Here is a 24,448-nt window from a genome sequence, read left to right as displayed (position 1 = left end):
GTGCCGACCCCCGACGCCCGACCCGACCTCGCGACCATCCCGGCCGGTTCCCCGTCGGTCGAGGTGGCCACGGTGGGGGAGACCATGGTGGTGCTCTGCCCCGCGCCCGGCGAGCCGTTGGAGCACGCCGAGCGGGTCGCCGTCTCGGTCGGCGGCGCGGAGTCCAACGTGGCCGGCTACCTCGCCCGGCTCGGGCACCGGGCGACCTGGGTCAGCCGGGTCGGCGACGACCCGTTCGGCCGGGCCGTCGTGCGGCACGTCGCCGCCACCGGCGCCCGGGTCGATCTGGTGGCCGTGGATCCGACGGCCCCCACCGGGCTGTACGTCAAGGACCCGGGCCCGGCGGCGACCGAGGTGCACTACTACCGCGCCGGCTCGGCCGCCTCCCGCATGGACCCCGACGTGTTGGCCGACCGGCGGCTCGCCGGCGCCCGGGTGCTGCACCTGTCCGGGATCACCCCCGCGCTCTCCGCCACCTGCCGAGCGCTGGCCGAGCACGCGGTGACCGACCGGCCGTTGCCGGGCGCGCTGGTCAGCTTCGACGTCAACCACCGGGCCCGGCTCTGGCCCGCCGACCGGGCCGCGCCGGTGCTGCGCGACCTCGCCGACCGCAGCGACCTGGTCTTCGTGGGCCAGGACGAGGCGGACACGCTGTGGGGCACCGCCGACCCGGTGGCGGTGCGCCGGCTGCTGCCGGGACCGGCGACGGTGGTGGTCAAGGACGGCGCAGTGGGGGCCACCGCCCTGTGCCGCGACGCCGAGGCGGTCTTCGTCCCGGCGCCCCGGGTGGCGGTGGTGGAGCCGGTCGGCGCCGGAGACGCGTTCGCCGCCGGCTACCTCGCCGGGCTGCTGCGCGGCCTCGACACGGTACGGCGGCTGCGTCTCGGGCACCTTTTCGCCGCCCAGGCGCTGGTCAGCAGCGGCGACAACGCCCCGGTGCCGCCGTGGGCCTGGTTCGAGCGGCTGCTCGACGCCCCCGTCGAGACCTGGTCGCCGCTGGACCTGACCGCCCGCGATCTCGGATGGAGTGGATCATGACGACTGCGGACTTCGACCACGTCTTCGGTACTGCCCGGGTGATGGCGATCCTGCGCGGCCTGCCGGTGGCGGAGACCGTCCGGCTCGCCGGCCGGGCCTGGGACCTCGGCATCGACGTGGTGGAGGTGCCGGTGGCGACCGCCGACGCGGTGCCGGCGCTGCGCGCGGCCGTCGAGGCGGGCGGTGAGCGCGGCCGGGTCGTCGGCGCCGGCACCGTGCTCGGCGTGGAGCAGGTCGCGGCGGCGGCCGACGCCGGGGCCGCGTTCACCGTGGCGCCCGGCCTGGACCTCGCGGTCGCCGACGCCGCCGCCGCGCGCGGCCTACCGCACCTGCCCGGCGTGGCCACGCCGACCGAGGCGCAGCAGGCGTTGCGCCACGGCCTCACCTGGCTCAAGGCGTTCCCCGCGATCGCCCTCGGACCGGCCTGGTTCCGGGCGGTCGCCGGTCCGCTGCCCCAGTTGCGCTTCGTGGCCACCGGTGGCCTCGACGCGGGCAACGCCGGCGCGTTCCTCGACGCCGGCGTGCGGGTGGTGGCGGTCGGCTCGGCGCTGGCCGATCCCGACCAGTTGGACCGGCTGTCCGAGCTGGTCGCCCTCGGAGCGTCCGCCCACTGAGCCCGGGCCGCCGCCCGGCGTCAGCCGGTGGCCGCCGCCCGATCGAGAAAGAGCAGCCGGGCGCGCTTCTCCGGCAGGTCGATGAGCGGGCCGGGCCGGAAGCCGGCGCGCACGAACCGGTCCACGGCCTTGTCGTTGCGGGCGTCCGGCTCCATGACGATCCGCAGCCGGCCCGGGTCGGCGAGGACGAAATCCAGGATCGCGCGGAACAGGGTTCCGGTGAAGCCGCGCTCGACCGTCACCGGTGGCCCGATGAGCAGGTGGACACCGACGTCGCCGGGGCGCACGTCGTAGCGCTCGCCGACCGGGTCCGCCTCGGGCTGGTAGGTCTGCGCCAACGCCACCGGCACGCCGTCGCGGTGCACCAGGTACGCGTGGTGGGTGGCCAGCGAGTCCAGGTACGCGTAGATCTCGCGCACCCGCTCACGGCTCGCCTCCCGCATCCCCCAGAACCGGGCCCGCTCCTGGGTGACCCAGCCGTGCAGCAGGTCGACGTCCTCGTCGGGCCGCACCGGACGGATGGTCACCACTCCGAAACCGGGGATGTCCCGCCGGTAGTGGTGCGGATCGACGGTCGTCGGGTCAGTGCTCATCCCGCTCCTCGGTGAGCTGCTCCCAGTCCGTGGTCACCGGCAACAGCTCCCCGGCCAGCCAGGCTGGGCTCTGGTCGTCGTGGTGCGGGTCGCCGGGCACCCCGCAGGCGCCCAGCGGGACCACCCAGCGGCTGTCCTCCCGACGGGCCAGGTCCCAGACGAAGCGCGCGGCCGGCCCCCGGAAACACCGGTGCGTCACCCCGGGCACGCTGGAGGTCGCCAGCACGCAGTCGTGATCGCCGGCGAGGCGGGGGCCGGGGTCGGCGTCCGGGTCGGGCAGGGCCCGCCACGGCGTCAGCCGGTGCAGGTCCCCCCAACGCACCGGACCGTCCGCCGCGCCGGCGACCTCCTCGGCCGTCGCGCGGACCAGCGCCGCCACGTCCAGGCCGGGCAGCCGGGCGGTGCCGAGCAGGTGCTCCAGCGCGTAGCCGACCCGCGGCGTCAGCGCCAACCAGGGCGCGAACACGTCCGGGTACGCCGGCGGCTCGGCCAGCGCGGCCAGCGCCGGGTGGGCGGCGAGCCGGCGTACGACGGACTCCCGCAGCATGGCGAAGTCCGCGGCGTCGGTGCTGTCGACGGCCATCCGCCGGTCCCAGCGCAGCAGCCGATCGCGCAGCGCGCCGGCGTCCGGACCGAGCCCGGTCACCCCGGCCAGGACCGCCAGCAGCGGGCCGGCCGACGCCAGGTACGTGTCGGTGTGCACCGCGGCCAGCCGCTCGGCCGTCCAGTCGCGGCCGGCGTCGAGCAGCTCGGCGATCCGGTGCGCCCGGTGCGGCGGGGCGAACTCGACCCCGAGCGGCGCCGCCAGCCCCCGCTCGTTGGCCATCACCGCGCGGCCGGCCACCTCGGCCCGGGGCAGCGGCGTGTACCAGCCGCGCCAGGCGTACTCGGCCCGCCAGGCCGGCACCACCCCCCGGCCGTTGCCCGGATCCCGGACCGGCACCGCGCCCGCGACCCGGTGCAGCAGCCCGCCGGCGGTGTCCGCCGCCTGCACCACGTTGACCGGCTCCACCCAGTGCCGCAGCGCCCGGTCCACGTCCGCCACGGTCCGGGCGCGCAGCAGCTCCGGCAGCGCCGCGAAGCCGAGTTCGGCGCGGACCCGGGGTGGATAGCGGAGGCTGATGGCCGCGGACGCGTCCGGCCCGCCGGCGATCACCGGGCCCCGCTCGGTCTCCACCACCTCGACCTCGACCGGGTCCGCCCCGGCCACCTCGATCGTCTCGACGTGGGCGTGCACCGGTCGCCACCCGTCCGGGCCGAACGCCTCGACCACCGGACCCTGGCGGCGCAGCCGCTCGGCGTACACGTCCTGGTAGTCGGCCATCGCGTTGGTGATGGCCCAGGCCACCCCGCCGGTGTGCGCGAAGTGCGCGATGCCCGGCACGCCCGGCATCGCCAGCCCGACCACGTCGTACTCCGGGCAGGCCAACCGGATCTGCTGGTAGACACCGGGATCCTCGATGAACCGGTGCGGGTCACCGGCGAGCAGCGCGGCCCCGGTGCCGGTCCGTTCGGCCGCGAGGAGCCATCCGTTGCTGCCGGCCACGGCCGGACCGTCGGTGGCGAACAGATCGATCGCGGCCGGACCGAGCCGGTGCGCCACGTGCTCGCGCCAGAGCTTGCTGGGGAAGCCGGCGAACAGGATGTGGTGGCCCAGCCAGACGGCCAGCGGCGTCCACGGCTGCCACCGGCCCGGGGTCAGCCCGGTGGCGGCGAACTCGGGCGTCCGGGCCGCCCCGGCGGCGAGGCCGGCGTTCACCCCGGTCACGTACGCGCCCACCCAGGCGGCGGTCGCCGGGTCGAGCGCGGCGTGGCAGCGGCGGGCGGTGTCGTCGAGCCGGACCTGCCGGGCGAACCGGTCCCAGCCGAGCGCGTCGACGCCGAGGAAAGCGGCGCTGGTGCCCTGGGCCCGGTGCCGTTCCACCTCGATCTGCCAGGCCCGGTCGTACGCGGTCACCCGCCCCTGCGCCGTCGCCAGGGCCAGCGGGTCGTCGGCCCGCAGGTGCGGCACGCCCCACCGGTCGCGGAACCGCTCGGCGCTCACGCCGGCTCCGGGGCGGGCGCGGCGCTCCGACGCCGGGCGGCGGGGATGACCAGAGGGGTGCCGGTCTCCGGATCGTCGATCACCCGGCAGGGCAGCCCGAACACGTCGGCCACCAGGTCGGCGGTGACCACCGAGGCCGGTTCCCCGGAGGCCACCACCCGCCCGTCGCGCATGGCGATCAGGTGGGTGGCGTACCGGGCGGCGTGGTTCAGGTCGTGCAGCACCGCGACCAGCGTGCGTCCCTGCTCCTCGTGCAGGCGGGCGCAGAGGTCCAGGATCTCGATCTGGTGGGCGATGTCGAGGTAGGTGGTCGGCTCGTCGAGCAGCAGCAGCGGGGTCTGCTGGGCCAGCGCCATGGCGATCCAGACCCGTTGCCGCTGGCCGCCGGAGAGCTCGTCGACCGGGCGGTCGGCGAGGTCGGCGACACCGGTGGCGGCCATCGACTCCTCCACCACCCGTTCGTCCTCCCGGGACCACTGTCGCAGCAGCCCCTGGTGTGGGTACCGCCCCCGGGCGACCAGTTCGGCGACGCTGATCCCGTCCGGCGCGACCGACGTCTGCGGCAGCAGGCCGAGCGTGCGGGCCACCTTCCGGGCGGGCACCTCGTGGATGTCCCGACCGTCCAGCAGCACGGCGCCGGTGCTCGGGCGCAGCATCCGGGACAGGGCGCGCAGCAGGGTCGACTTGCCGCAGGCGTTCGGGCCGATGATCACCGTGAACGACCGGTCGGGCACCGCCACGGTCAGGTCCTCGGCGATGACGCGCCGGTCGTACGCGAGGGTCAGCGCGGTGCCACCGAGCCGTGAACTGCCGGGGTGCATGGGTGCTCCTTCGAAGGCGTCGCGGGTGTTCACAGCCGACCCGCCCGGCGTTCCATGGCCAGCAGCCAGACCAGGTAGCCGCCGCCGATCACCCCGGTCACCACACCGACCGGAAGCTGGTGCCCGGTGAAGGCCCGCTGGGCCAGCAGGTCGGCGCCGACCAGCAGCGCCGCGCCGACGGTCATCGACGGCACCAGGTTCGGGCCGGGCGCCCGGGTCAGCCGCTTCGCCACGTGCGGCGCGACGAGCGCCACGAAGGACACCGGCCCGGCGGCGGCCGCCGCGAACGAGACCAGCAGCACGGCCGCGGCGAGCAGCAGCAGGCGTAGCCGGCGCACCGGCACGCCGAGGGCGCTGGCCGTGTCGTCGCCCAACTCCATCATCCGCAGCGCCGGGGCGCAGCCGATCAGCAGCAGCGGCGCCAGCACGGCGGTGACGGCGAGCAGCGGCCCGGCGTTGGCCCAGCCCCGCCCGTCCAGGCTGCCGGTGAGCCAGAGCACCGCGCGGGCGGCGTCCATCAGCGGCGCCCGGGTCAGCAGGTAGCCGTTGACCCCGGTCAGGATCGCGGAGATGCCGATGCCGACCAGGATGAGCCGGAAGCCGTGCACCCCGCGTCGCCAGGCGAGCGCGTAGATCACCAGGCCGGTGGCGAGACCACCGACGACCGCTGCGCCGGCCAACGCCAGGCTGCTGCCGCCGAGGACGATCACGACCAGCGCGCCGGCCGACGCACCCTGGGTGAAGCCCAGGATGTCCGGGCTGCCCAGCGGATTACGGACCAGCGACTGGAACACCGTGCCGGCCAGCGACAGCGCCGCGCCGACCAGCAGGGCGGTGACCAGCCGGGGCAGTCGTAGCTCGTGCACGATGAACTGCTCCGCCGGGGTGCCGCCGCCGGTCAGGGTGCGCAGCACGTCGGCGGCGCTCATCGGATAGTCGCCGCTGCCCACGGCGACCAGACCCAGCCCGGCGGCGAGCAGCGCGGCACCGGCGCCGACGACCAGCGCGCGGGGACGGAACCGCAACGAGAGCCGAGAGGTGCGGATGACGGTCACGGGTGAGCCACCCGTCCGCGGGTGACCAGCCAGAGGAAGAGCGGACCGCCCAGCACGGCGGTGACCATGCCGACCTGGAGTTCACCCGGTCGACCCAGCACCCGGCCCAGCACGTCGGCGCCGAGCAGCAGCACCGGCGCGAGCACCGCGCAGTATGGCAGCAGCCAGCGCAGATCCGGGCCGGTCAGGGCGCGGACCAGGTGCGGCACCAGCAGCCCGACGAAGACGATCGGCCCGCAGGCGGCGGTCGCCGCGCCGCAGAGCAGGGTGACCGCGACGATCACGGCGGCCCGGATCAGCGCGGGTCGGGCGCCCAGGGCGCGCGCCGCGTCGTCGCCGAGCGCGAGGGCGTTCAGCGGGCGGGCGGCGCCGAGCGCGACCAGCAGACCGACCAGGATGAATGGCAGCACCCGGGTGACGGTCGCGGAGTCCGCGCTGGCCAGTGAGCCGACCGTCCAGAACCGCAGCCGCTCCAGCGAGGCGGTGTCCAGCAGCATCACCGCGCTCACGTACGAGTAGAGGGTGGCGTTCAGCGCCGCGCCGGCCAGCGCGAGGCGGGCCGGCGTGGCCCCGCGCCCGCCGCCCACGGCGTAGACCAGCGCGGTGACCACCGCCGCGCCGAGCAGCGCGAACCAGACGTACCCGCCGATGGCCGTGACGCCCAGGAAGGCGGCGGCGGTGGCGACCGCTGCGGAGGCGCCGGCGTTGATGCCGAGCAGCCCGGGGTCGGCCAGCGGATTGCGGGTGAGGGCCTGCATCACGGCGCCGGCCACCCCGAGGGCCGCGCCGGCGATCAGCCCGAGCAGGGTGCGTGGCAGGCGCATCCGGTGCACCACCGCGTACTCGGTGGCGTCGCGGTGCAGCAACCCGGACCAGACGTCGCCGAGCGGCATGGACTTCGCGCCGACCGCGATGCTGAGCAGCAGGACGACGCCGAGCAGCGCCACCGCGCCGACCAGGCCGGCGGCGCGGGCCGCCTGGCGACCGCGCCGCGCCGGCGGTGAATCGGGGGATGGTGTCGCCAACCGGGCCGGTACGGCACGTGCCGGTCTGGTGGCGGAGGGTGTGGCGTCCAGTGTGGGCTCCGGGGTGTGGCGACACGACGTACCGCTGTTGACAACGAACGAGGTTAGGCTAACCTAACCCCGCTGCCCTGGTCGACCCCGGCCGTTCCCCTGATCGAAAGACACCGCCATGCCCGATGCCCTGTCCGCCCGTCGCCTCTCCCGTCGCGGCCTGCTGGCCGCCGGTGGCGCCGCCACGCTGGCCACCCTGCTCGCCGGCTGCGGCAAGGATGACGCCGCGAAGCCCGCTGCCAGCACCGGAAGTGGCCCCTGGTCGTTCACCGACGACCGCAACCAGAAGGTCGAGGCGGCAGCTCGTCCGACCCGCGTGGTCGCCTTCACCGGGGTCGCGGCTGCCCTGATCGATTTCGGTCTCGACAAGCAGCTCGTCGGCGTGTTCGGCGAGACCAAGCGCGCCGACGGCACGGCCGAACCGCAGGCCGGTGACCTGAACATCGAGGCCGTGGAGATCCTCGGCAACGTGTGGGGCGAGTTCAGCCTGGAGAAGTACGCGGCGCTGCGCCCCGAGCTGCTGGTCACCCACATGTACGACCCGGACGCGCTCTGGTACGTGCCGGACGAGAGCAAGGCCAAGATCCTGCCGCTGGCGCCGAGCGTGGCGATCACCACCGCCCGGGTGCCGATGACCAAGCCGATCGAGCGGTACGCCGCGCTGGCCGAGTCGCTCGGCGCCGACCTGTCCGCGAAGAAGGTCACCGACGCGAAGGCCCGCTTCGAGGCCGGCGCCGAGGCGGTCCGCCAGGCCGTCAAGGCCAACCCGGGGATCAAGGTCATGGCCTGCTCCGGCAGCCCCGACCTGTTCTACGTCTCCAACCCCAAGGTGAGCACCGACCTGATGTACTTCGCCGAGCTGGGCGTGGACATCGTGGTCCCCACCAAGCTCGAAGCCGGTGACTACTTCGAGGCGCTCAGCTGGGAGAACGCCGGCAAGTTCCCGGCCGACCTGATCCTGCTGGACAACCGCAGCACCGCGTTGCAGGCCAAGGACCTCACCGCCAAGCCCACCTGGCAGCAGCTGCCGGGGGTCAGGGCCAACCAGGTGACCCCGTGGGACACCGTGCCCCGCTTCTCGTACGCCGGCTCCGCGCCGCTGCTGGAGAACCTCGCCACCGCCATCCGGAACGCGAAGAAGGTCAGCTGACGCCATGACCGCGAGCACCGTCGAACTTGTCGCCCTGCAGTACCGCTTCTACGCCGCGCACGTCGTCCGGGCCCGCCGGGTCGGCGCCTCGCTGATCCGGGTCACCCTCGGCGGCGCGGAGCTGGTCGACTTCGCCGGTGGCGGCCGGGACCAGAGCGTCTCGCTCTTCCTGCCGCACCCGGGGCAGGACGCCCCGGTGGTCCCGGTCGAGCTGGGTGAGGACTGGTTCGGCGCCTGGCGGGCTCTCCCGCCGGAGGTGCGCGCGGTCATGCGTTCGTACACCATCCGGGAGCACCGCCCGGCCGCCGTCGAGGTGGACATCGACTTCGTCAGTCACGGTGACACCGGTCCCGCCGCCCGCTGGGCGGAGCGGGCGGGGCCCGGTGACCGGGTGCTGCTGCTCGGCCCGGCGGTGCGGGACAACCGCAGTGTCTGCTTCCGCCCGCCGGACGGCACCGACCTCGTGGTGCTGGCCGCCGACGAGACCGCGCTGCCGGCCGTCGCCGGCATCCTGGCCTGGCTGCCCGCCGGCGCCCGGGTCCGCGCCTGGATCGAGGTGCCGGCCGCGGCCGACATCACCGAGCTGCCCACCGCGGCGGACGCGGAGATCCGCTGGATCGTGCGCGGCAGCACCCCACCCGGCAGCGACCTGCTGGTCAGCGCGATCCGCGCCGCCCGGCTGCCCGCCGCCACCCCGTACGCCTGGATCGCCGGCGAGTCCGGGGCGGTGCGGGCGCTGCGCCGGCACCTGGTCGGCGAGCGGGGCATCGACCGCCGGCGGGTGACCTTCGCCGGCTACTGGCGGCGCGGGCTCTCGGAGGAGGACCTGCGCGCCGAGGCACTGGCCGGCGCCACCGCCTGACCGGCGACCCCCATCTGAAAGGCAGCACGCTCCCGGCGCCAACGCGCCGGGGGAGGGTTCCGGCTGCCCATCGTCGAGAACGTGGAGGACATCCCGTGACCGTGCCGACGTATTCCGTCGAGACCACCGCGCCGCCGTCGGCGCCGGCCGCCGCGCACGCCCACCTGCTGCACGGCGACTCGGTCGAACAGTACCGGCGGACACTCGCCGACGGCGTCGAACGGGTCGCCCGCCGGGTGGCCACCGTGGGCCGGCCCAGCACCGGGATCACCCCGGCCGAGCTGGCCCCCGTGGTCGACCGCGTCGACCTGGACCGGCCCCTGGGCAACGCCGACGCCGCACTGGACGAGCTGGAGGACGTCTACCTGCGCGACACCGTCTGGTTCCACCACCCCCGCTACCTCGCCCACCTGAACTGCCCGGTGGCCATCCCGGCGCTGCTCGGCGAGGCGGTGCTCACCGCGGTGAACTCCTCCCTGGACACCTGGGACCAGAGCGCCGGGGCCACCCTCATCGAACGGCGTCTGATCGACTGGACCGCCGAACGGATCGGCCTCGGCCCGAACGCCGACGGTGTCTTCACCAGCGGGGGCAGCCAGTCCAACCTCCAGGCGCTGCTGCTGGCCCGGGAGGAGGCGTGCGCCGCCGCGATCACCCCGGCGGCCCGCGCCGAGCTGCTGCCCCGGCTGCGCGTGCTCACCTCCGCGGCCGGCCACTTCAGCGTGCAGAAGTCCGCCAAGCTGCTCGGCCTGGCCCCGGACGCGGTGATCGCGGTGCCCACCGACCCGCAGCGGCGGATCCGGCCCGCCGCCGTCCGTGACGAGATCGCCCGGTGCCGGCAGGCCGGGCTGGTGGTCATGGCGGTCGTCGGCACCGCCGGCACCACCGACTTCGGCTCCATCGACCCGATCGCCGAGCTGGCCGCGGTCTGCTCGGCGGCCGGCGTCTGGCTGCACGTGGACGCCGCGTACGGCTGCGGGCTGCTGGTCTCGCCGACCCGCCGGCACCTGCTCGACGGCATCGAACGGGCCGACTCGGTGACCGTCGACTACCACAAGTCGTTCTTCCAGCCGGTCAGCTCCAGCGCACTGCTGGTGCGGGACCGGCGGGTGCTGCGGCACGCCACCTACCACGCCGACTACCTCAACCCGGCGCGGATGGTGGAGCAGCGGATCCCCAACCAGGTCGACAAGAGCCTGCAGACCACCCGCCGCTTCGACGCGCTGAAGCTCTGGCTGACCCTGCGGGTGATGGGCCCGGACGCGCTCGGCGAACTCTTCGACGAGGTGATCGACCGGGCCGCCGACGCCTGGGAGCTGGTCAGCGAGGATCCCCGCTTCGAGGTCGTGACCCGCTCCCAGCTGAGCACGGTGGTCTTCCGTTACCTGCCCACCGGCCCCGGCCGGGAGCTGGCCGACGCGGCCAACCTGCACGCCCGCGAGGCGCTGGCCGCCTCCGGCGCCGCGCTGGTCGCCGGGACCCGGGTCGACGGCCGGCACTTCCTGAAGTTCACCCTGCTGAACCCGGCCACGACCGTCGACGACGTCGGCCACGTGCTCGAACTCATCGCCGCCCACGCCGGGCGGTACGTGCTGGAGCACACCGCCGTCGACCTGACCTGCCACGTCGGCTGATGCCGGCGTCCCCGAACGCGCCGCGTCGGCTGGCGCCGAACCCGAACCCGTGCCTGGAGGGCAGGATGTCCACCCACGACTTCATCGCCATCGGGCTGGGCCCGTACAACCTCGGCCTGGCCTGCCTCACCGCCCCGATCGACGACCTGGACGGGGTGTTCCTGGAGGCCCGGCCGAGCCTCGCCTGGCACCCCGGCATGCTGCTGGAGTCGGCCCGGTTGCAGACCCCGTTCATCGCCGACCTGGTCAGCCTGGCGGACCCGACCTCGCCCTACTCCTTCCTCAACTACCTGAAGGAGATCGGCCGGCTCTACCCGTTCTACATCCGGGAGAGCTTCTACCCGCTGCGCAGCGAGTACGACGCCTACTGCCGGTGGGCGGCGGCCAAGCTGCCGAACCTGCGCTTCGGCCAGACGGTCACCATGGTGGAGTACGACCGCACCGACGAGCGGTACGTGGTGCGGGCCAGCACCGGCGCGGGGGAGACGGTCGAGTACCGGGCCCGGCACCTGGTGCTCGGCACCGGCACCCCGCCGCACCTGCCCCCGGCCGTCGCGGGGCTGCCCGGCGACGCGGTGCACAACTCGCGCTACCTGGAGCACCGGGACGCGCTGCGCACCAAGCGCAGCATCACCGTGGTGGGCAGCGGGCAGAGCGCCGCCGAGATCTACCACGACCTGCTCGGCGACCTCGACCGGTACGGCTACCAGCTGAACTGGGTCACCCGTTCGCCGCGGTTCTTCCCCCTCGAATACACCAAGCTCACGCTGGAGATGACCTCGCCGGACTACGTGGACTACTTCCACGCGCTGCCCGAGGCGACCCGCTACCGGCTGGAGTCGGAGCAGAAGGGCCTGTTCAAGGGCATCAACGCCGACCTGATCAATGACATCTTCGACCTGCTCTACGCGCACAGCGTCGACGGGCCGGCGAACACCCGGCTGCTCACCAACACCGAGCTGACCAGCGCCGAGCACCACGACGGGGCGTACACGCTAGGGTTGCGCCAGGTCGAGCAGGAGCGCGACTTCACCCTGCGGACCGAGGGTCTGGTGCTGGCGACCGGCTACCACTACCGGGTGCCGGAGTTCCTCGCGCCGGTGCGCGACCGGATCCGCTGGGACGCGCACGGCCGGTTCGACGTGGCCCGCAACTACAGCATCGACCACACCGGCCGGGGCATCTTCCTGCAGAACGCGGGCACCCACACGCACAGCATCACCTCACCGGACCTGGGCATGGGCGCGTACCGCAACTCATGGATCATCCGGGAGCTGCTCGGCCGGGAGCACTACCCGATCGAGAAGAGCATCACCTTCCAGGAGTTCGGCGCGCCCGCCGGGGTGGCGTCGTGACCGTCGTCTTCGCCCGCGTCGACGACCGGCTCGGTGAGTTCGCGCTACGGACCCTCGACCCGGACTCCGACGCCGCGCTGCTGCACGCCTGGGTGACCCACCCGAAGGCGGCGTTCTGGCTGATGCAGGACGCCGACCCGGCTCAGGTGGCCGAGGAGTACCGGCGGATCGCCGCCCACCCGCACCACGACGCGTACCTCGGCCTGTACGACGGGCGTCCCGCCTTCCTGGCCGAACGCTACGACCCGGCGCACGTCGAGCTGGTCGGCCTGTACGACGCCCAGCCCGGGGACGTCGGCATGCACTTCCTCTGCGCGCCCACCGGCGCCCCGGTGCACGGTTTCACCCGGGCGGTGCTCACCACCGTCATGGCGTGGCTCTTCGCCGACCCGGCGGCCCGGCGGGTGGTGGTCGAGCCGGACGTGCGCAACACCGCCGTGCACGCGCTGAACGCCGCCGTCGGGTTCGAGGTCGTCGGCGCCATCGCCAAGCCCGAGAAGGAGGCGCTGCTCAGCGTCTGCACCCGGGCGCAGTTCCACGCCGCGACCGACCGCGCGACCCGACGGGCCGCGACCGACCGCGCCGCCGTCACCCGACCCGAAGGAGCCCCGGCGTGACCACCACCGCCATCCCCACCCAGCCGTCCTCCGCCGCCGCGTCGGGCGCCGTCGACCCGGTCCGACATCTCACCCCGCAGCGCTGGGCCCGGGCCAACCGGCTGCTGGTCCGCAAGGCCCTCGCCGAGTTCACCCACGAACGGCTGATCACCCCGGAGCCCGTACCGGCCCCCGACGGCGACGACCGGCAGTGGTACGAGGTCCGCAGCGACGACGGCACCGTCACCTACCGGTTCGCCGCTCGGGTGCTCGCGTTGGCGCACTGGCAGATCGACCCGGACAGCATCACCCGGCACCGCGACGGCGCCGCGCTGCCGCCCGACGCGGTCGACCTGATCGTCGAACTGCGCGACAGCCTCGGGCTCTCCGCGCGGGTGCTCCCGGTCTACCTGGAGGAGATCACCTCCACCCTCGCCGGCGCCGCGTACAAGCTGGCGCAGTCCGCGCCGAGCGCCGCCGAGCTGGCCGGGGCGGACTTCCAGACCATCGAGACGTCGATGACCGAGGGCCACCCCTGCTTCGTGGCCAACAACGGCCGGCTCGGCTTCGGCGTCGACGAGTACCACCGGTACGCCCCGGAGGCCGCCGCGCCGGTCCGGCTGGAGTGGCTGGCCGCGCACCGGGACCACTCGACGTTCAGCAGCGCCGCCGACCTCGACTACGACACTCTCATCGAGGGTGAGCTGGACGCGGACACCCGGGCCCGGTTCGCCGCCACGATGGCCGACCTCGGGCTGGACCTCGCCGACTACCACCTGATCCCGGCGCACCCGTGGCAGTGGTGGAACAAACTGGCCGTCACGTTCGCCGGTGAGCTGGCCGAGCGTCGGCTGGTGCACCTCGGCCCCGGGCCGGACGACCACCTCGCCCAGCAGTCCATCCGCACCTTCTTCAACGTCACCGAGCCGCGCCGGCACTACGTGAAGACCGCGCTGTCGGTGCTGAACATGGGCTTCATGCGGGGGCTGTCGGCCGCGTACATGGCGGCCACCCCGGCGATCAACGACTGGCTGGCCGACCTGATCGCCGGCGACGAGGTGCTCGCCGGCACCGGGTTGACGGTCATCCGGGAGCGGGCCGCGGTCGGCTACCGGCACCGGCAGTACGAGGCGGCGACCGACCGCACCTCCCCGTACCGCAAGATGTTCGCCGCGCTGTGGCGGGAGAGCCCGGTGCCGGGTCTCGCGCCGGGTCGACGACTGTCCACCATGGCCGCCCTGCTGCACGTGGACAGCGACGGCGGCTCGCTGGCGGCGGCACTGATCGCCCGGTCCGGGCTGGCGCCCGAGGTGTGGCTGCGCCGCTACCTGGACGCCTACCTGACCCCGCTGCTGCACAGCTTCTACGCCCACGACCTGGCCTTCATGCCGCACGGCGAGAACGTCATCCTGGTCCTCGACGAGCAGGACACGGTCGAGCGGGTGATCTTCAAGGACATCGCCGAGGAGATCGCGGTGATGAGCACCGAGGTCGAGCTGCCGCCGGCGGTGGAGCGGATCCGGGTCGAGGTGCCCGACGACACCAAGCTGCTGAGCATCTTCACCGACGTGGTCGACTGCTTCCTGCGCCACCTCAACGCGGTGCTGGTCGAGGCCGGCGTACTGACCGAGGAGGACTTCTGGCGTACGGTCGCCGCCTGCGCCGCCGACTACCTGGACCGGGTGCCGCACCTGGCCGAGCGGGCCCGCCGCTACGACCTGTTCGCCCCGGAGTTCGCGCTGTCCTGCCTCAACCGGCTGCAACTGCGCGACAACCAGCAGATGATCGACCTGGCCGACCCGTCGGCCGCCCTCCAGTTCGTCGGCACGCTGGTCAACCCGCTGGCCCGCTACGCGCCGGCCCGGTGACACCGGTCGCGCCCCGGCCGGGTAGGCGAGCCTGACACCCGGCCGAGGCGCGACCGCGCGAGACGCCCGCGTATGCAACCGACGCTGTGGCGCATGGCCAGGGCGCTCACCGGCCGGTGCAATGGAGACATGAGTTTCCTGCGCACCACGAGCCTGATCGCCGCCACCGTGACCACCGGCCTGACCGCCGGGCTATTCACCGCGTTCGCGTACGCGGTCATGCCGGGCCTGAGCCGCACCGACGACCGGACTCTGGTGCTCGCCATGCAACGGATCAACGAGTCCATCCTGAACGGGTGGTTCGCCGTCTGCTTCGGTGGTGCGCTGGTGTTCACGCTGCTGGCGGCGGTGTCACACCTGGGCGCCGGGCACCGCGCGGTGCTGCCGTGGATCGTCGCCGCGCTGCTGCTGTACGTGGTGGTGCTCGGTGTCACCGCCGTCGTCAACGTGCCGCTCAACAACGTGCTGGCTCAGGCCGGCGACGTCGACCGGGTCGCCGATCTGGCCGGCCTGCGGGAGCGCTTCGAGGCCGCGTGGGTGCGCGGCAACGTGATCCGGGCCATCGCCTCGACCGGCGCGTTCGGGCTGCTCACCTGGGCGCTGGTCGGGCTCGGCCGGCTGTCCGGCTGAGCGCGCTCCGGCTCAGTCGACCGTGCCGATGCGCCGGAAGGCGCGGGCCAGCTGGACGAGATCGAGGCCCTCGAGGTGGTCCAGGAACCGCCGCCGCACGGCGGCCAGGTGGCTCGGCCAGGACTCCTCGAGCCGGGCGAAGCCGGCGGGGGTGAGGACGGCGTTCCAGCCGCGGGCGTCCTGCTCGCTGCGCACCCGCTCGACCAGGCCCTGCGTCTCCAGCCGGGTGATGGTGCGGGTCATTCCGCTGAGCGAGAGCTGGCACTCCGCGGCGAGTTCGTTCATCCGCATCTGCCGGCCCGGCGCCTCGGAGAGGACCCGGAGGGCGGTGTACTCGGTCAGCGGCAGCTGACGGTCGCCGGTCATGTCGGTGTCGATGGCCCGGGGCAGGACGAACATCAGCTGGCCCAGGGCGCGGACCAGCGCCTCCTCGTCCGAGTTGAGGGGACGGAGGGGCTCTGCGGAGGTGCCGGACATACCCCCATCCTAGTTGCTTGACCGAGCAACTGCGTGCCCGCGCTGTGATCCTCGACATGGTGCCGACATTTGCTTGACCAAGCAACAAGTGGCTAGCGTTCACGTCGCCAGGCAAGGACTTCTGAAAGGCGCAACCATGACCAGGATCGGGATCATCCTCGGGAGCACCCGCCCGGGCCGCAACGGCGAAGCCGTCGCCCGCTGGGTCCTCGAGGTCGCCAAGCAGCGCTCCGACGCGGAGTTCGAGCTGATCGACCTGCTCGACTACAAGCTGCCGCACCTCGACGAGGCGTACCCGCCGGCGATGGGCCAGTACACCCAGCCGCACACGCTGCGCTGGGCCGAGACGATCGCGTCGTTCGACGGGTTCGTGATGGTCACGCCCGAGTACAACCACTCCACCTCGGGCGCCCTGAAGAACGCCATCGACTTCCTCTACGCCGAGTGGAACAACAAGGCCGTCGGCTTCGTCAGCTACGGCTCGGTCGGCGGCGCACGGGCCGTCGAGCACCTGCGCCTGATCTCCGGTGAGCTCCAGATGGCCGACGTGCGGTCCCAGGTGGCGCTGTCGCTCTTCACCGACTTCGAGAACTTCAGCGTCTTCAAGCCCAACGACCACCAGCGGGACGCCCTCAGCGTCACCCTGGACCAGGTCGTCGCCTGGAGCACCGCGCTCGCGCCGCTGCGCCAGAGCTGACCGCTTCCAGCGATCCGGAGCCGGCCGTGGGGATCCCTCCCGCGGCCGGCTCAGCTCGTCGGGAGGTCGCGGGTGGTGCCGTCGCCGACGGCGCGCAGCTTGTCGGGGTTGGCGACGTTGTGAATGGTGGTGATGCGGCCGTCGGCGTCGATGTCGAACGTGACGGTGGCGATCACCCGGCCCGCGCCGTTGAACACCACGCCCGGCCCGCCGTTGATCTCGACCAGGGCGGCGCGCATGTCGTCGGGCTGCACGCCCTGGTAGGTGACGGTGCCGATGGCCGCGAACCAGGCGGCGACCGTCTCCGCTCCCACGATCGGGCGCAGGGCCTGGCGAACCTTGCCGCCGCCGTCGGTCCACAACGTGACGTCCGGCGACAGCAACTCCATCAGGGTGTTGATGTCGCCGCCGGTCGCGGCGGCGAGGAACCGCTCGGTGACCCCGCGCTGCTGGGACCGGTCCGCGGTGAAACGCGGTCGCCGGGCGCGCACATGCTCCCGGGCGCGGTGCGCGGCCTGGCGCACGGCGGCCTCGGAGCGTTCCACCGCCACCGCGATCTCGGCGTGGCTGAAGTCGAAGACCTCCTTCAGGACGAACACCGCCCGCTCCAGCGGGCTGAGCGTTTCCAGCACCACCAGCATCGCCATCGACACCGACTCGGCGTCGGTGACGGTGTCCGCGGTGTCGCCCTCGGTCAGGACGGGCTCGGGAAGCCACGGCCCCACATAGGTCTCGCGTTGATGCTGGCTGGAGCGCAGACGCTGCAACGCGAGATTCGAGACGATGCGCGCCAGGTACGCCCTCGGGTCGGCCACCTCGGAGCGGTCGGCCCCGGACCATTTGATCCACGCCTCCTGGACGGCGTCCTCGGCGTCGGCCGCGGAGCCGAGAATGCGGTAGGCCACCGAGAACAGCAGGTTGCGATGGCGGTGGAACACCTGCTGGTCGGCGTCCGACCGCGGGCGGGTCACCGCGCATCCCGGAGCCGGGTGAAGCGACCCCCGCGCGGCCAGAACGCGCCGGAGGAGGGCAGCTTCACCATGCGGCGGTACGTCGGCCAGGGGGAGGCGCTCACCGTCTCCTTGTACCAGACCGCCACGCGGCCGGTCAGACACACCCGGCGGGGGCTGTCGTCCGGGTGGGTGAACTGCACGACCGCGTCATGGCGGCCCAGGCTCACCGGGGTGTGGTAGTACCCGAACCGGAACGGTCGGGGCAGCTTGCCGTCCAGCGCGCGGGCGATCGACACCGCCGCGTGCACGCCGGTCGGCATGCCGCTCTGGCAGGTGCCGTGCAGGACGCCGTAACCCTGGCGGATCGCCGCCGCGTCACCGATCGCGTACACGTCCGGGTGCGACACCGACCGCAGTGTGGCGTCGGTGACGACACGACCGCGTTGGTCGACGGTCAGATCCGCGGCGGCCGCCAGCGGTGACACCCGCGTACCGCCCGTCCACAGGACGACGTCGGCCGCGATGGACGTCCCATCCGCCAGTTCGACCGAGTCGGGCAGCACCTTCGTCACCGCCGCCCCGCAGCGCACCTGGACACCGAGACGGTCGAGCGCGGCCCGCAGGTACGCCCGGGCCCTGGGGTTCATGGTGACGCCCGGTTCCTGCCGGCCGACCAGCACGACGTTCAGCTCCGGATGCCGCTCGGCGATCTCCGCGGCCGACTCGACCCCGGTCAGCCCGCTGCCGACCACCACCACCGTGCCGCCGGCCAGCCGCGCCAGCCGCTCGGCCAGCGACGCCGCGTCCTCGGCGCTGTCCAGGGTGTACGCGTACTCCTCGACCCCCGGCACCAGCGCCGTGTCGGCCACGCTGCCCAACCCGTACACCAGCGTGTCGTAGTGCAGGACCCGGCTGTCGTCGATCCGGACGGTCTTCGCCTGCGCGTCCACCGCCGTGACCCAGCCGCGGACGAACTGCGCGCCCGTGTCGTCCAGCAGCGCCGGGATGTGCATCTCACGCAGCTGCTGCCCGGTCGCCACCAGGTGCAACCGCAACCGTTCGGTGAACCGCTCCTGCCCGTTCACCAGGGTCACCTGCACGTCAGTGCGCCGCCGCGTGCGGGCGGCGAGCTGGATCGCGGCGGCCATGCCCGCGTACCCCGCGCCCAGGATCAACACGCGGTGTGCGCTGGCCGTGCCGGCTTCGTGTGCTGCGCTCATCGTCTGGCCTCTCTCGTTGTGTGACGACCACGAGATGCGCGCCGCCCGACGATTCGTGACATGGCTCGGTGTGACGGCCGACACAGCCGGTGCGGGGCGTCCCGGGCCACTACCCTCGTCGCCATGAGCCGACCTGTCGGGGCGGTCCGGCCTCCGCTGTGGCGCGACCGCATGTTCGGCACGTACTGGATCGCGCAGTCGCTCTCCGCGGCCGGCGACTCGTTCGCGTACCTCGCGGTGCCGCTGCTGGTGCTCCAGGCGACCGGCTCGGTGGCCCGGATGGGCCTGCTCACCGCCGTCGCGGGCGCGGCATCGGTCGTCGCCGGGATCTTCGGCGGTGTGCTGGTCGACCGGTACGACCGCCGCACCCTGATGATCGTGGCGGACCTCGCCCGCCTGGTGCTCTACGGCCTGGTGCCACTGGCCTGGCTCGCCGGGCCGCAGGTCTGGCTCCTCTTCGTCGTGCTGCCGATCTGCGAGGCGGCCGGGATGGTGTTCCAGGTCGCCGCGGTGACCGCGGTGCGCAACCTGGTCGACCGCGATCAGATCACCGAGGCCAACGGGCGGTTACAGGCGACGTACGCGGCGGCGGCCGTGGTCGGGCCGCTGCTCGCCGGCGTGGTGTCGGCCCGGTTCGGCCCGGCCGTGGCGATAGCCGTCAACGCGGCGAGCTTCGCGGTCTCCGCGGTCGGCCTGTGGCTGATCCGGCTGCGACCCGTCCAGGACGACGACGCCGCCCCGGTGACCCGGCAGCGACCGCTGGTCGAGTTCCTGGCCGGGGCGCGGTTCCTGTGGCGTCAGCCCGTGCTCCGCGCGCTGACCGTGCTGCTGTCGGTCTTCATCTTCCTGACCTACGGCTTCACCGACGTGCTGATCTACCACGTCACGCACGACCTCGGCGGTTCCGAGGGCACCGTCGGCACCGTCCTCGGCCTGGCGGCGGTCGGCACGGTCGCCGGGGCGCTCCTGGTGGCCCCGCTGCGCCGCCGGCGCGGCTTCGGCGTCACCTGGATCGGCGCGCACGCGATCTGCGGTCTCGCCGTGGCGGGCGTCGGCCTCGCGACGACCGTGCCGGCGGTCACCGCGCTGACCGCCGTGTACCTGTGCTGTCTGAGCGTCGGCGGGATCTGCTCGATGTCGCTGCGCCAGGAGATCACACCCGATCACCTGCTCGGCCGGGTCACCTCGGCGTTCTGGAGCACGCACTACGCCCTCGGGCCGGCCGGGGCGGTCGCGCTGACCTGGGCCGCCGCCCGCTACGGCGCCGCGGCGGTCGCCGTCGTGGCGGGGGCGGGGTGTCTGCTGGTGGCGGTCGGCGGCCTGTTCACCCCGATCCGTCGAGCCGGCGCGGAGCCGCCTCGGTTGCCCGCCGCCGTACCGGCAGATCCGGTCACAACTCCTGGTACATGACGTGCAGGCCGACCCGGCCGAGGGTGGGGTGACGGAACGCCCCCGGGACCGTGCCGATCACCTCGAAGCCCTCCCGCCGGTACAGCTCGACCGCCGACCGGTTGCACTCCACCACGGCGTTGAACTGCATCCCGGCGTACCCCTGGTGGCGCGCCCATCCCACCGCGTCCCGGCACAGCGCGGTGCCCACGCCCCGACCCCGGGCGCCGGCGGCGACCATGAAGCTCGCGGTGGACACGTGCGAGCCCGGCCCGGGCCGGTTGGTGCCCATCTTCGCGGTGCCGAGCACCCGCTCACCGTCCACGGCCACGACGGTCCGCCCGGGTGGGGCCTCCGCCCACATGCCGTACGACTGCTCGGCGGTCATCGCGGGGTCGTAGGGGAAGGTCTCCTGTGCCCGGATCACCTCCTCGATGATCGGCCACACCTGCGACCAGTCCTGGTCGACGAACTCCCGAATCAGCACCGGGGGAGGCTAAGCCCCGGACGAGCCCCGGACAATCGGTTATCCCCGGGGTGCATCCGGGCCGCGCACCCGATGCGAAGCATGGATCGTGACGAGACGTCACGGATCCGTCGCTTCGACGAAAGGCCCGCTGATGAAGATCGCACGACTCGCCGCCCGGATGGCGGTGGGCGCCATGGCCACCGCGCTGGCCACCACCGCTGTGGCCGTGCCGGCCGCCCAGGCGACCGGCAAGACCAAGCCGCTCGGCACGACGTCCCTCGCCCAGGTGCTCACCAAGGACAAGAGCGGCTTCGACCGCAACTCGCGTGACTTCGACGTGCTGACCGCGGCCGTGCTGGCCGTTCTGGAGGCCAAGCCGAACTCGCCGGTCAAGGTGCTCACCGACGGCACCGTCGCGCTGACCGCGTTCATCCCCACCGACGCCGCCTTCCAGCAGTTGGTCCGCGAGATCACGCAGGCCCGGAAGCTGCCGAGTGAGAGCGCGGCCTTCACCGCCGTCGCCGGCCTGGGCATCGACACCGTGGAGAACGTGCTGCTCTACCACGTGGTGCCCGGTGCCACGATCGACCGCAGGACGGCGGTCCGGGCCGACGGCACGGACCTGCCCACCGCGCTCGGTTCGACCGTGGAGGTCGACGTGCGCACCTACCTGTACATCTTCCGCCAGGTGCGGCTCATCGACGCCGACACCAACGACCGTGACGCGCGCGTCACCACCTTCGACGTCAACAGGGGCAACCGGCAGATCGCGCACGCCGTGGACCGGGTGCTGCGCCCGATCGACCTGCCCTGACCCGGCCGGGTGGCGTCCGACCACGCGTCGGACGCCACCCGCGTCAGTCCCGGTCGAGCGCGGCGATCTCCTCGTCGAGCAGGGCCGTGAGCTGGGCGTGCCGCCCGGGATGGCTCCGCGCGGTCATGCCGCGGCTCGGCATCTCCACCGTCATCAGCAGGTACAGGTGCAGTCGGTAGAGACCGAGCCGGCGGCACGCCGCCGCGTCCAGCACCAGCGGCTCGGTGGTTGCGGCACGGTAGCCGCGCAGCAGCGGATGCTCCGGCTCGTCCTCGATCCGCCGGAACAGCAGCGGCGAGACCAGGTCCAGCAGCGGATCACCGAAGAGGAACCGTTCACCGTCCACCAGCCCGGACAACCGCAGCCGGCCGTCCGGGTCGGGCGCGGCCAGCACGTTGCCGTCCCAGCAGTCGAAGTGCAGCAGCGCCGGGCGGCGCACCTCGTCCAGCACGCCGACGTGCCGCCCCACCAGGGCCCGCAACCGGTCCGGAGTGACCGGCAGCGGGACGGCCCAGTCGGCGGCGTCGTCGAGCAGCGCGTCGAGCATCGCGGCGAACGCCTCCGACCAGGTCGCCCCGGCCGCCCGTGCACCCTCGTAGCCGAACCGGTCGCCGGTGATCCGGTGCAGCGTGGCGAGGGTCGCCCCGAGGTCGTACCGCGCCGGGCCGTCGTCGACCGCCGCGTCGGCCGCGGCCAGGTCGGGCAGCGACCGGCCGGGCAGCATCCCGGTCATCAACCATTCGCCGTACGCCGGGTCGGCGCCGTGGTGCAGCACCGGGGGTACGGGCACCTGCGGCGCCCGCTCGGCGACGAGCCGGAAGTACCGCGCCTCGGCCGCGCAGAGCCCGCGCTCGTAGCGCAGCAGCGGCGTACCGGGCGGCGGGGACAGTTTCAGCACCACCTCGCGGTCGTCGTCGAGCCGCACCCACCAGACCGTGGCGTACCCGCCGCCGTCGAGCGGACCGGCGTCCAGGACCCCGACCCGCGGCCCGAACGACGCGTGGACCAGGTACGTCACGTCGTCCGTCGTGAGTGGACGCTGTGTCGGGCTGACCAGGGTCATGAGGCGTCGTCACCCCGACGCGGCCGTGGCGCCGCGCCCGCTGTGTCCCGTGTGGACCGTGGGACGGGGCCGGCGGTGTCCCGCCGGACCAGCTCGGCGGGGAGCACCTCGACCCGGGGCGCCGGCGCCTCCGCGCCAAGCACCAGGGACATCGCGCGGACCCCCATGTCGACCAGCGGCAGCCGCACGGTGGTCAGCGCCGGGGTCACGTCCCGGGCGATCGGCATGTCGTCGAAGCCCACCACGGAGACCCGCTGCGGCACGGCCAGCGAGCGGGCCCGCAGGGTGGCCAGCGCGCCGATCGCCATCGAGTCGTTGAGCGCCACGATCGCGGTCAGCTCCGGGTCGGCGTCCAACAGCCGGGCGGTGGCCTCGGCGCCGCCGTCGCGGTCGAACTCGGCGTACCGGATCCGCCGCTCGGGCAGGTCGTGGCCACCCTCGGCGAGGGCCTGCCGGAGCCCGGCCAGTCGGTCGGTGGTCGTGGTGAGGATGCGCGGGCCGGCCACCACGCCGATCGCCCGGTGGCCCAGGTCGCACAGCTCCCGGCCGGCCAGATAACCGCCGGCCCGGTTGTCCGGCATCACCGCGTCGCCGGAGTGCTCGTGCCGGCCGATCACCGCGACCCGCCCGCCGGTCGCCTCGTACGCGGCGAGCTTCTCGTTGAGCTGCCGGGTGAACGCGTCGTCGTGGTAGCCGGAACCGGCCAGGATCAGCGCCGCCACCTGGTGCCCGCGCAGCAGCTCCACGTACTCCAGCTCGCGGTCCGGGTCGCGGTAGCTGTTGCAGATCATCAGCAGCCGGCCCTGATCGGTGGCGACCCGTTGCAGCCCGCGCGTGATCTCGGCGAAGTACGGGTCGGAGACGTCGTGCACGATCACGCCGACCGCGCTGCGATGCGAGCGGGCCAGCAACTGGGCGTGCGCGTTCGGCACGTACTGCAACTCGGCGACGGCGGCGAGCACCCGCTCGCGCAGCTCGTCGGTGACGGGCTTGCTGCTGCCGTTGATCACGCGGGAGGCGGTGGCGGGCGAGACGCCCGCGCGCCGTGCCACGTCGGACAGGGTCGCCATGGCCGCCCCTCGGTCTGTTGACGGCGTTTCGCCGTGCCGGCTAGCGTCACGGTACCGCAGAGAAAGCCCTTTCCCGCAGGGAGGCCCGGCCATGTCCGAACGCTTCGCGGTGCTTCACCTCGGCGACCTCACCGTGCTGCCGGCGGCGGCCGACAGCGACGACCACGTCGATGCCTGACCGGTCGGCCCCGCTGCCCGGCGGGATCGGGGTGTCCCGGCTGCGCGTCTACGACACCGTCGCGCCGGACGGCGTGGTCGGCGGCACCCCGCACGTGCATCTGTGCTGCACCGAGGGGTACGTGGTGACCGGCGGCGAGGGCGCGGTGCAGACCCTGACCGCGGCCGGCTACCGGGAGATTCCGCTGCGGCCGGGCGCGGTGGTCTGGTTCGAGCCGGGCACCGTGCACCGTCTGGTCAACGGCGGCGGGCTGACCATCGTGGTGCTGATGCAGAACAGCGGCCTGCCCGAGGCCGGCGACGCGGTGCTCACGTTCCCGCCCGAGGTGCTGGCCGACCCGGCCGCGTACGCCGCCGCCGCGGCGCTGCCCGGCGGGGGAGCGCCGGGCGCCGACGTGACCGCCGCGTACCGCCGACGGGATCTGGCAGTGACCGGCTTCCAGGCGCTGCGGACGGGCGGACCTGCGGCGCTGGCCGCGTTCCACTCCGCGGCGGTGGCCCTGCGCAGGCCGTTGCTGGCGCGCTGGCGGGAGCGCTGGGCGGCCGGCGCGGGTCGGGCCGCCGCCGGCACCGGCGAGCAGCTCGACGCCCTCGACCGGGGCGACCCGGGGCACCTGGGCGAGGCCGGTGTGTACGCGGTGGACGAGCCGGTCGAGCGGGGCCGGCTGGGCATGTGCGGCCTGCTCGACACCTACCCGGCCACCGCCTGAGCGTCCTTCTCGGCACCTGACCGGCCACCGCCTGAGCGTCCTTCTCGGACGGTCGGCGCTCGGTCATGGCTGA

At 73.7% G+C, this 24,448-nt stretch carries 24 protein-coding genes; 13 read left to right on the top strand and 11 right to left on the bottom strand.

The window, feature by feature from the left end; translation table 11 throughout:
* Both EAD89_RS17240 and EAD89_RS17235 read left to right on the top strand, forming a co-directional pair.
* On the top strand, positions 1 to 1,038 hold the full coding sequence (locus EAD89_RS17240; RefSeq protein ID WP_121676463.1) for a sugar kinase: 1,038 nt from the start codon (positions 1 to 3) through the stop codon (positions 1,036 to 1,038).
* On the top strand, positions 1,035 to 1,652 hold the full coding sequence (locus EAD89_RS17235; RefSeq protein WP_121676462.1) for a bifunctional 4-hydroxy-2-oxoglutarate aldolase/2-dehydro-3-deoxy-phosphogluconate aldolase: 618 nt from the start codon (positions 1,035 to 1,037) through the stop codon (positions 1,650 to 1,652). Before EAD89_RS17240 ends, EAD89_RS17235 begins: the two co-directional genes overlap by 4 nt.
* A 20-nt stretch (positions 1,653 to 1,672) precedes the next feature.
* On the opposite strand, the gene EAD89_RS17230 is transcribed toward EAD89_RS17235, so the two are convergent.
* Genes EAD89_RS17230 through EAD89_RS17210 form a run of 5 tightly spaced genes read right to left on the bottom strand, consistent with a single transcriptional unit; the run spans position 1,673 to position 7,190 of the window.
* A complete protein-coding gene (locus EAD89_RS17230) occupies positions 1,673 to 2,245 on the bottom strand; it encodes a GNAT family N-acetyltransferase (RefSeq protein WP_121676461.1) in 573 nt (190 codons plus the stop codon).
* A complete protein-coding gene (locus EAD89_RS17225) occupies positions 2,235 to 4,289 on the bottom strand; it encodes a penicillin acylase family protein (RefSeq protein WP_121676460.1) in 2,055 nt (684 codons plus the stop codon). The genes EAD89_RS17230 and EAD89_RS17225 overlap by 11 nt, the downstream gene beginning before the upstream one ends.
* Complete coding sequence (locus EAD89_RS17220) at positions 4,286 to 5,110, bottom strand: ABC transporter ATP-binding protein (protein WP_121676459.1); 825 nt, start codon at positions 5,108 to 5,110, stop codon at positions 4,286 to 4,288. Before EAD89_RS17220 ends, EAD89_RS17225 begins: the two co-directional genes overlap by 4 nt.
* A 29-nt stretch (positions 5,111 to 5,139) precedes the next feature.
* Positions 5,140 to 6,165: an iron chelate uptake ABC transporter family permease subunit gene (locus tag EAD89_RS17215; RefSeq protein ID WP_121652759.1), complete on the bottom strand. Its 1,026-nt coding sequence runs from the start codon at positions 6,163 to 6,165 to the stop codon at positions 5,140 to 5,142.
* Positions 6,162 to 7,190 (bottom strand): FecCD family ABC transporter permease, encoded by a 1,029-nt coding sequence (locus EAD89_RS17210; protein ID WP_368666370.1) that lies wholly within the window; start codon positions 7,188 to 7,190, stop codon positions 6,162 to 6,164. Before EAD89_RS17210 ends, EAD89_RS17215 begins: the two co-directional genes overlap by 4 nt.
* A gap of 169 nt (positions 7,191 to 7,359) precedes the next feature.
* Between EAD89_RS17210 and EAD89_RS17205 the strand changes: the two genes are divergently transcribed.
* The 7 genes from EAD89_RS17205 (at position 7,360) to EAD89_RS17175 (ending at position 15,336) form a co-directional block, all read left to right on the top strand.
* A complete protein-coding gene (locus EAD89_RS17205) occupies positions 7,360 to 8,391 on the top strand; it encodes an ABC transporter substrate-binding protein (RefSeq protein ID WP_121652761.1) in 1,032 nt (343 codons plus the stop codon).
* A gap of 4 nt (positions 8,392 to 8,395) precedes the next feature.
* Positions 8,396 to 9,253, top strand: coding sequence for a siderophore-interacting protein (locus tag EAD89_RS17200; RefSeq protein ID WP_121676457.1), 858 nt, complete (start codon positions 8,396 to 8,398; stop codon positions 9,251 to 9,253).
* A 95-nt stretch (positions 9,254 to 9,348) separates the two neighbouring features.
* Entirely contained in the window at positions 9,349 to 10,887 is a 1,539-nt protein-coding gene (locus EAD89_RS17195; protein ID WP_121676456.1) for an aspartate aminotransferase family protein, read from the top strand.
* 65 nt (positions 10,888 to 10,952) lie between these two features.
* Entirely contained in the window at positions 10,953 to 12,242 is a 1,290-nt protein-coding gene (locus EAD89_RS17190) for a lysine N(6)-hydroxylase/L-ornithine N(5)-oxygenase family protein (RefSeq protein ID WP_121676479.1), read from the top strand.
* Positions 12,239 to 12,859, top strand: a complete 621-nt coding sequence (locus EAD89_RS17185; protein WP_199733542.1) for a GNAT family N-acetyltransferase — start codon at positions 12,239 to 12,241, stop codon at positions 12,857 to 12,859. Before EAD89_RS17190 ends, EAD89_RS17185 begins: the two co-directional genes overlap by 4 nt.
* Positions 12,856 to 14,706 (top strand): IucA/IucC family siderophore biosynthesis protein, encoded by a 1,851-nt coding sequence (locus EAD89_RS17180; RefSeq protein WP_233578771.1) that lies wholly within the window; start codon positions 12,856 to 12,858, stop codon positions 14,704 to 14,706. The genes EAD89_RS17185 and EAD89_RS17180 overlap by 4 nt, the downstream gene beginning before the upstream one ends.
* A 129-nt stretch (positions 14,707 to 14,835) precedes the next feature.
* Positions 14,836 to 15,336: a DUF1772 domain-containing protein gene (locus tag EAD89_RS17175; protein WP_121676454.1), complete on the top strand. Its 501-nt coding sequence runs from the start codon at positions 14,836 to 14,838 to the stop codon at positions 15,334 to 15,336.
* Between the two features lie 12 nt (positions 15,337 to 15,348).
* Here EAD89_RS17175 and EAD89_RS17170 read toward each other — a convergent pair whose 3' ends face one another.
* The gene (locus EAD89_RS17170; protein WP_121652766.1) at positions 15,349 to 15,813 is read right to left on the bottom strand and encodes a MarR family winged helix-turn-helix transcriptional regulator; all 465 of its coding nucleotides are present in this window, start codon (positions 15,811 to 15,813) and stop codon (positions 15,349 to 15,351) included.
* Between the two features lie 136 nt (positions 15,814 to 15,949).
* Here EAD89_RS17170 and EAD89_RS17165 point away from each other — a divergent pair, with 136 nt between their 5' ends.
* On the top strand, positions 15,950 to 16,510 hold the full coding sequence (locus tag EAD89_RS17165) for an NADPH-dependent FMN reductase (protein ID WP_121652767.1): 561 nt from the start codon (positions 15,950 to 15,952) through the stop codon (positions 16,508 to 16,510).
* Positions 16,511 to 16,560: 50 nt separating this feature from the next.
* On the opposite strand, the gene EAD89_RS17160 is transcribed toward EAD89_RS17165, so the two are convergent.
* Both EAD89_RS17160 and EAD89_RS17155 read right to left on the bottom strand, forming a co-directional pair.
* Positions 16,561 to 17,481: an RNA polymerase sigma-70 factor gene (locus EAD89_RS17160; protein WP_121676453.1), complete on the bottom strand. Its 921-nt coding sequence runs from the start codon at positions 17,479 to 17,481 to the stop codon at positions 16,561 to 16,563.
* Positions 17,478 to 18,683 carry an NAD(P)/FAD-dependent oxidoreductase gene (locus EAD89_RS17155; protein WP_121676452.1) on the bottom strand — a complete coding sequence of 402 codons (1,206 nt, stop codon included), beginning with the start codon at positions 18,681 to 18,683 and terminating at the stop codon, positions 17,478 to 17,480. Before EAD89_RS17155 ends, EAD89_RS17160 begins: the two co-directional genes overlap by 4 nt.
* 123 nt (positions 18,684 to 18,806) lie before the next feature.
* Here EAD89_RS17155 and EAD89_RS17150 point away from each other — a divergent pair, with 123 nt between their 5' ends.
* Positions 18,807 to 20,093 (top strand): MFS transporter, encoded by a 1,287-nt coding sequence (locus tag EAD89_RS17150; protein ID WP_121652790.1) that lies wholly within the window; start codon positions 18,807 to 18,809, stop codon positions 20,091 to 20,093.
* Here the strand turns inward: EAD89_RS17150 and EAD89_RS17145 are convergent.
* Complete coding sequence (locus EAD89_RS17145) at positions 20,074 to 20,559, bottom strand: GNAT family N-acetyltransferase (RefSeq protein ID WP_121652770.1); 486 nt, start codon at positions 20,557 to 20,559, stop codon at positions 20,074 to 20,076. The two genes, EAD89_RS17150 and EAD89_RS17145, sit on opposite strands and share 20 nt — an antisense overlap.
* 133 nt (positions 20,560 to 20,692) lie before the next feature.
* On the opposite strand from EAD89_RS17145, the gene EAD89_RS17140 reads away from it, so the two are divergent.
* Positions 20,693 to 21,355, top strand: a complete 663-nt coding sequence (locus EAD89_RS17140) for a fasciclin domain-containing protein (protein ID WP_121676451.1) — start codon at positions 20,693 to 20,695, stop codon at positions 21,353 to 21,355.
* 43 nt (positions 21,356 to 21,398) lie between these two features.
* Here the strand turns inward: EAD89_RS17140 and EAD89_RS17135 are convergent, their stop codons facing one another.
* Entirely contained in the window at positions 21,399 to 22,373 is a 975-nt protein-coding gene (locus EAD89_RS17135) for a phosphotransferase family protein (protein WP_233578770.1), read from the bottom strand.
* A gap of 41 nt (positions 22,374 to 22,414) precedes the next feature.
* On the bottom strand, positions 22,415 to 23,488 hold the full coding sequence (locus tag EAD89_RS17130; RefSeq protein ID WP_121676449.1) for a LacI family DNA-binding transcriptional regulator: 1,074 nt from the start codon (positions 23,486 to 23,488) through the stop codon (positions 22,415 to 22,417).
* 170 nt (positions 23,489 to 23,658) lie between these two features.
* Between EAD89_RS17130 and EAD89_RS17125 the strand changes: the two genes are divergently transcribed.
* A complete protein-coding gene (locus EAD89_RS17125; RefSeq protein ID WP_121676448.1) occupies positions 23,659 to 24,375 on the top strand; it encodes a cupin in 717 nt (238 codons plus the stop codon).
* The last annotated feature ends 73 nt before the right edge of the window (positions 24,376 to 24,448 follow it).

The organism is Micromonospora sp. BL4, assembly GCF_003667505.1.
In the GTDB taxonomy this organism is placed as follows: domain Bacteria; phylum Actinomycetota; class Actinomycetes; order Mycobacteriales; family Micromonosporaceae; genus Micromonospora.
The sequence above is the reverse complement of the archived record's forward strand: the minus strand, read 5'-3'. Positions and strand labels throughout refer to the sequence as shown.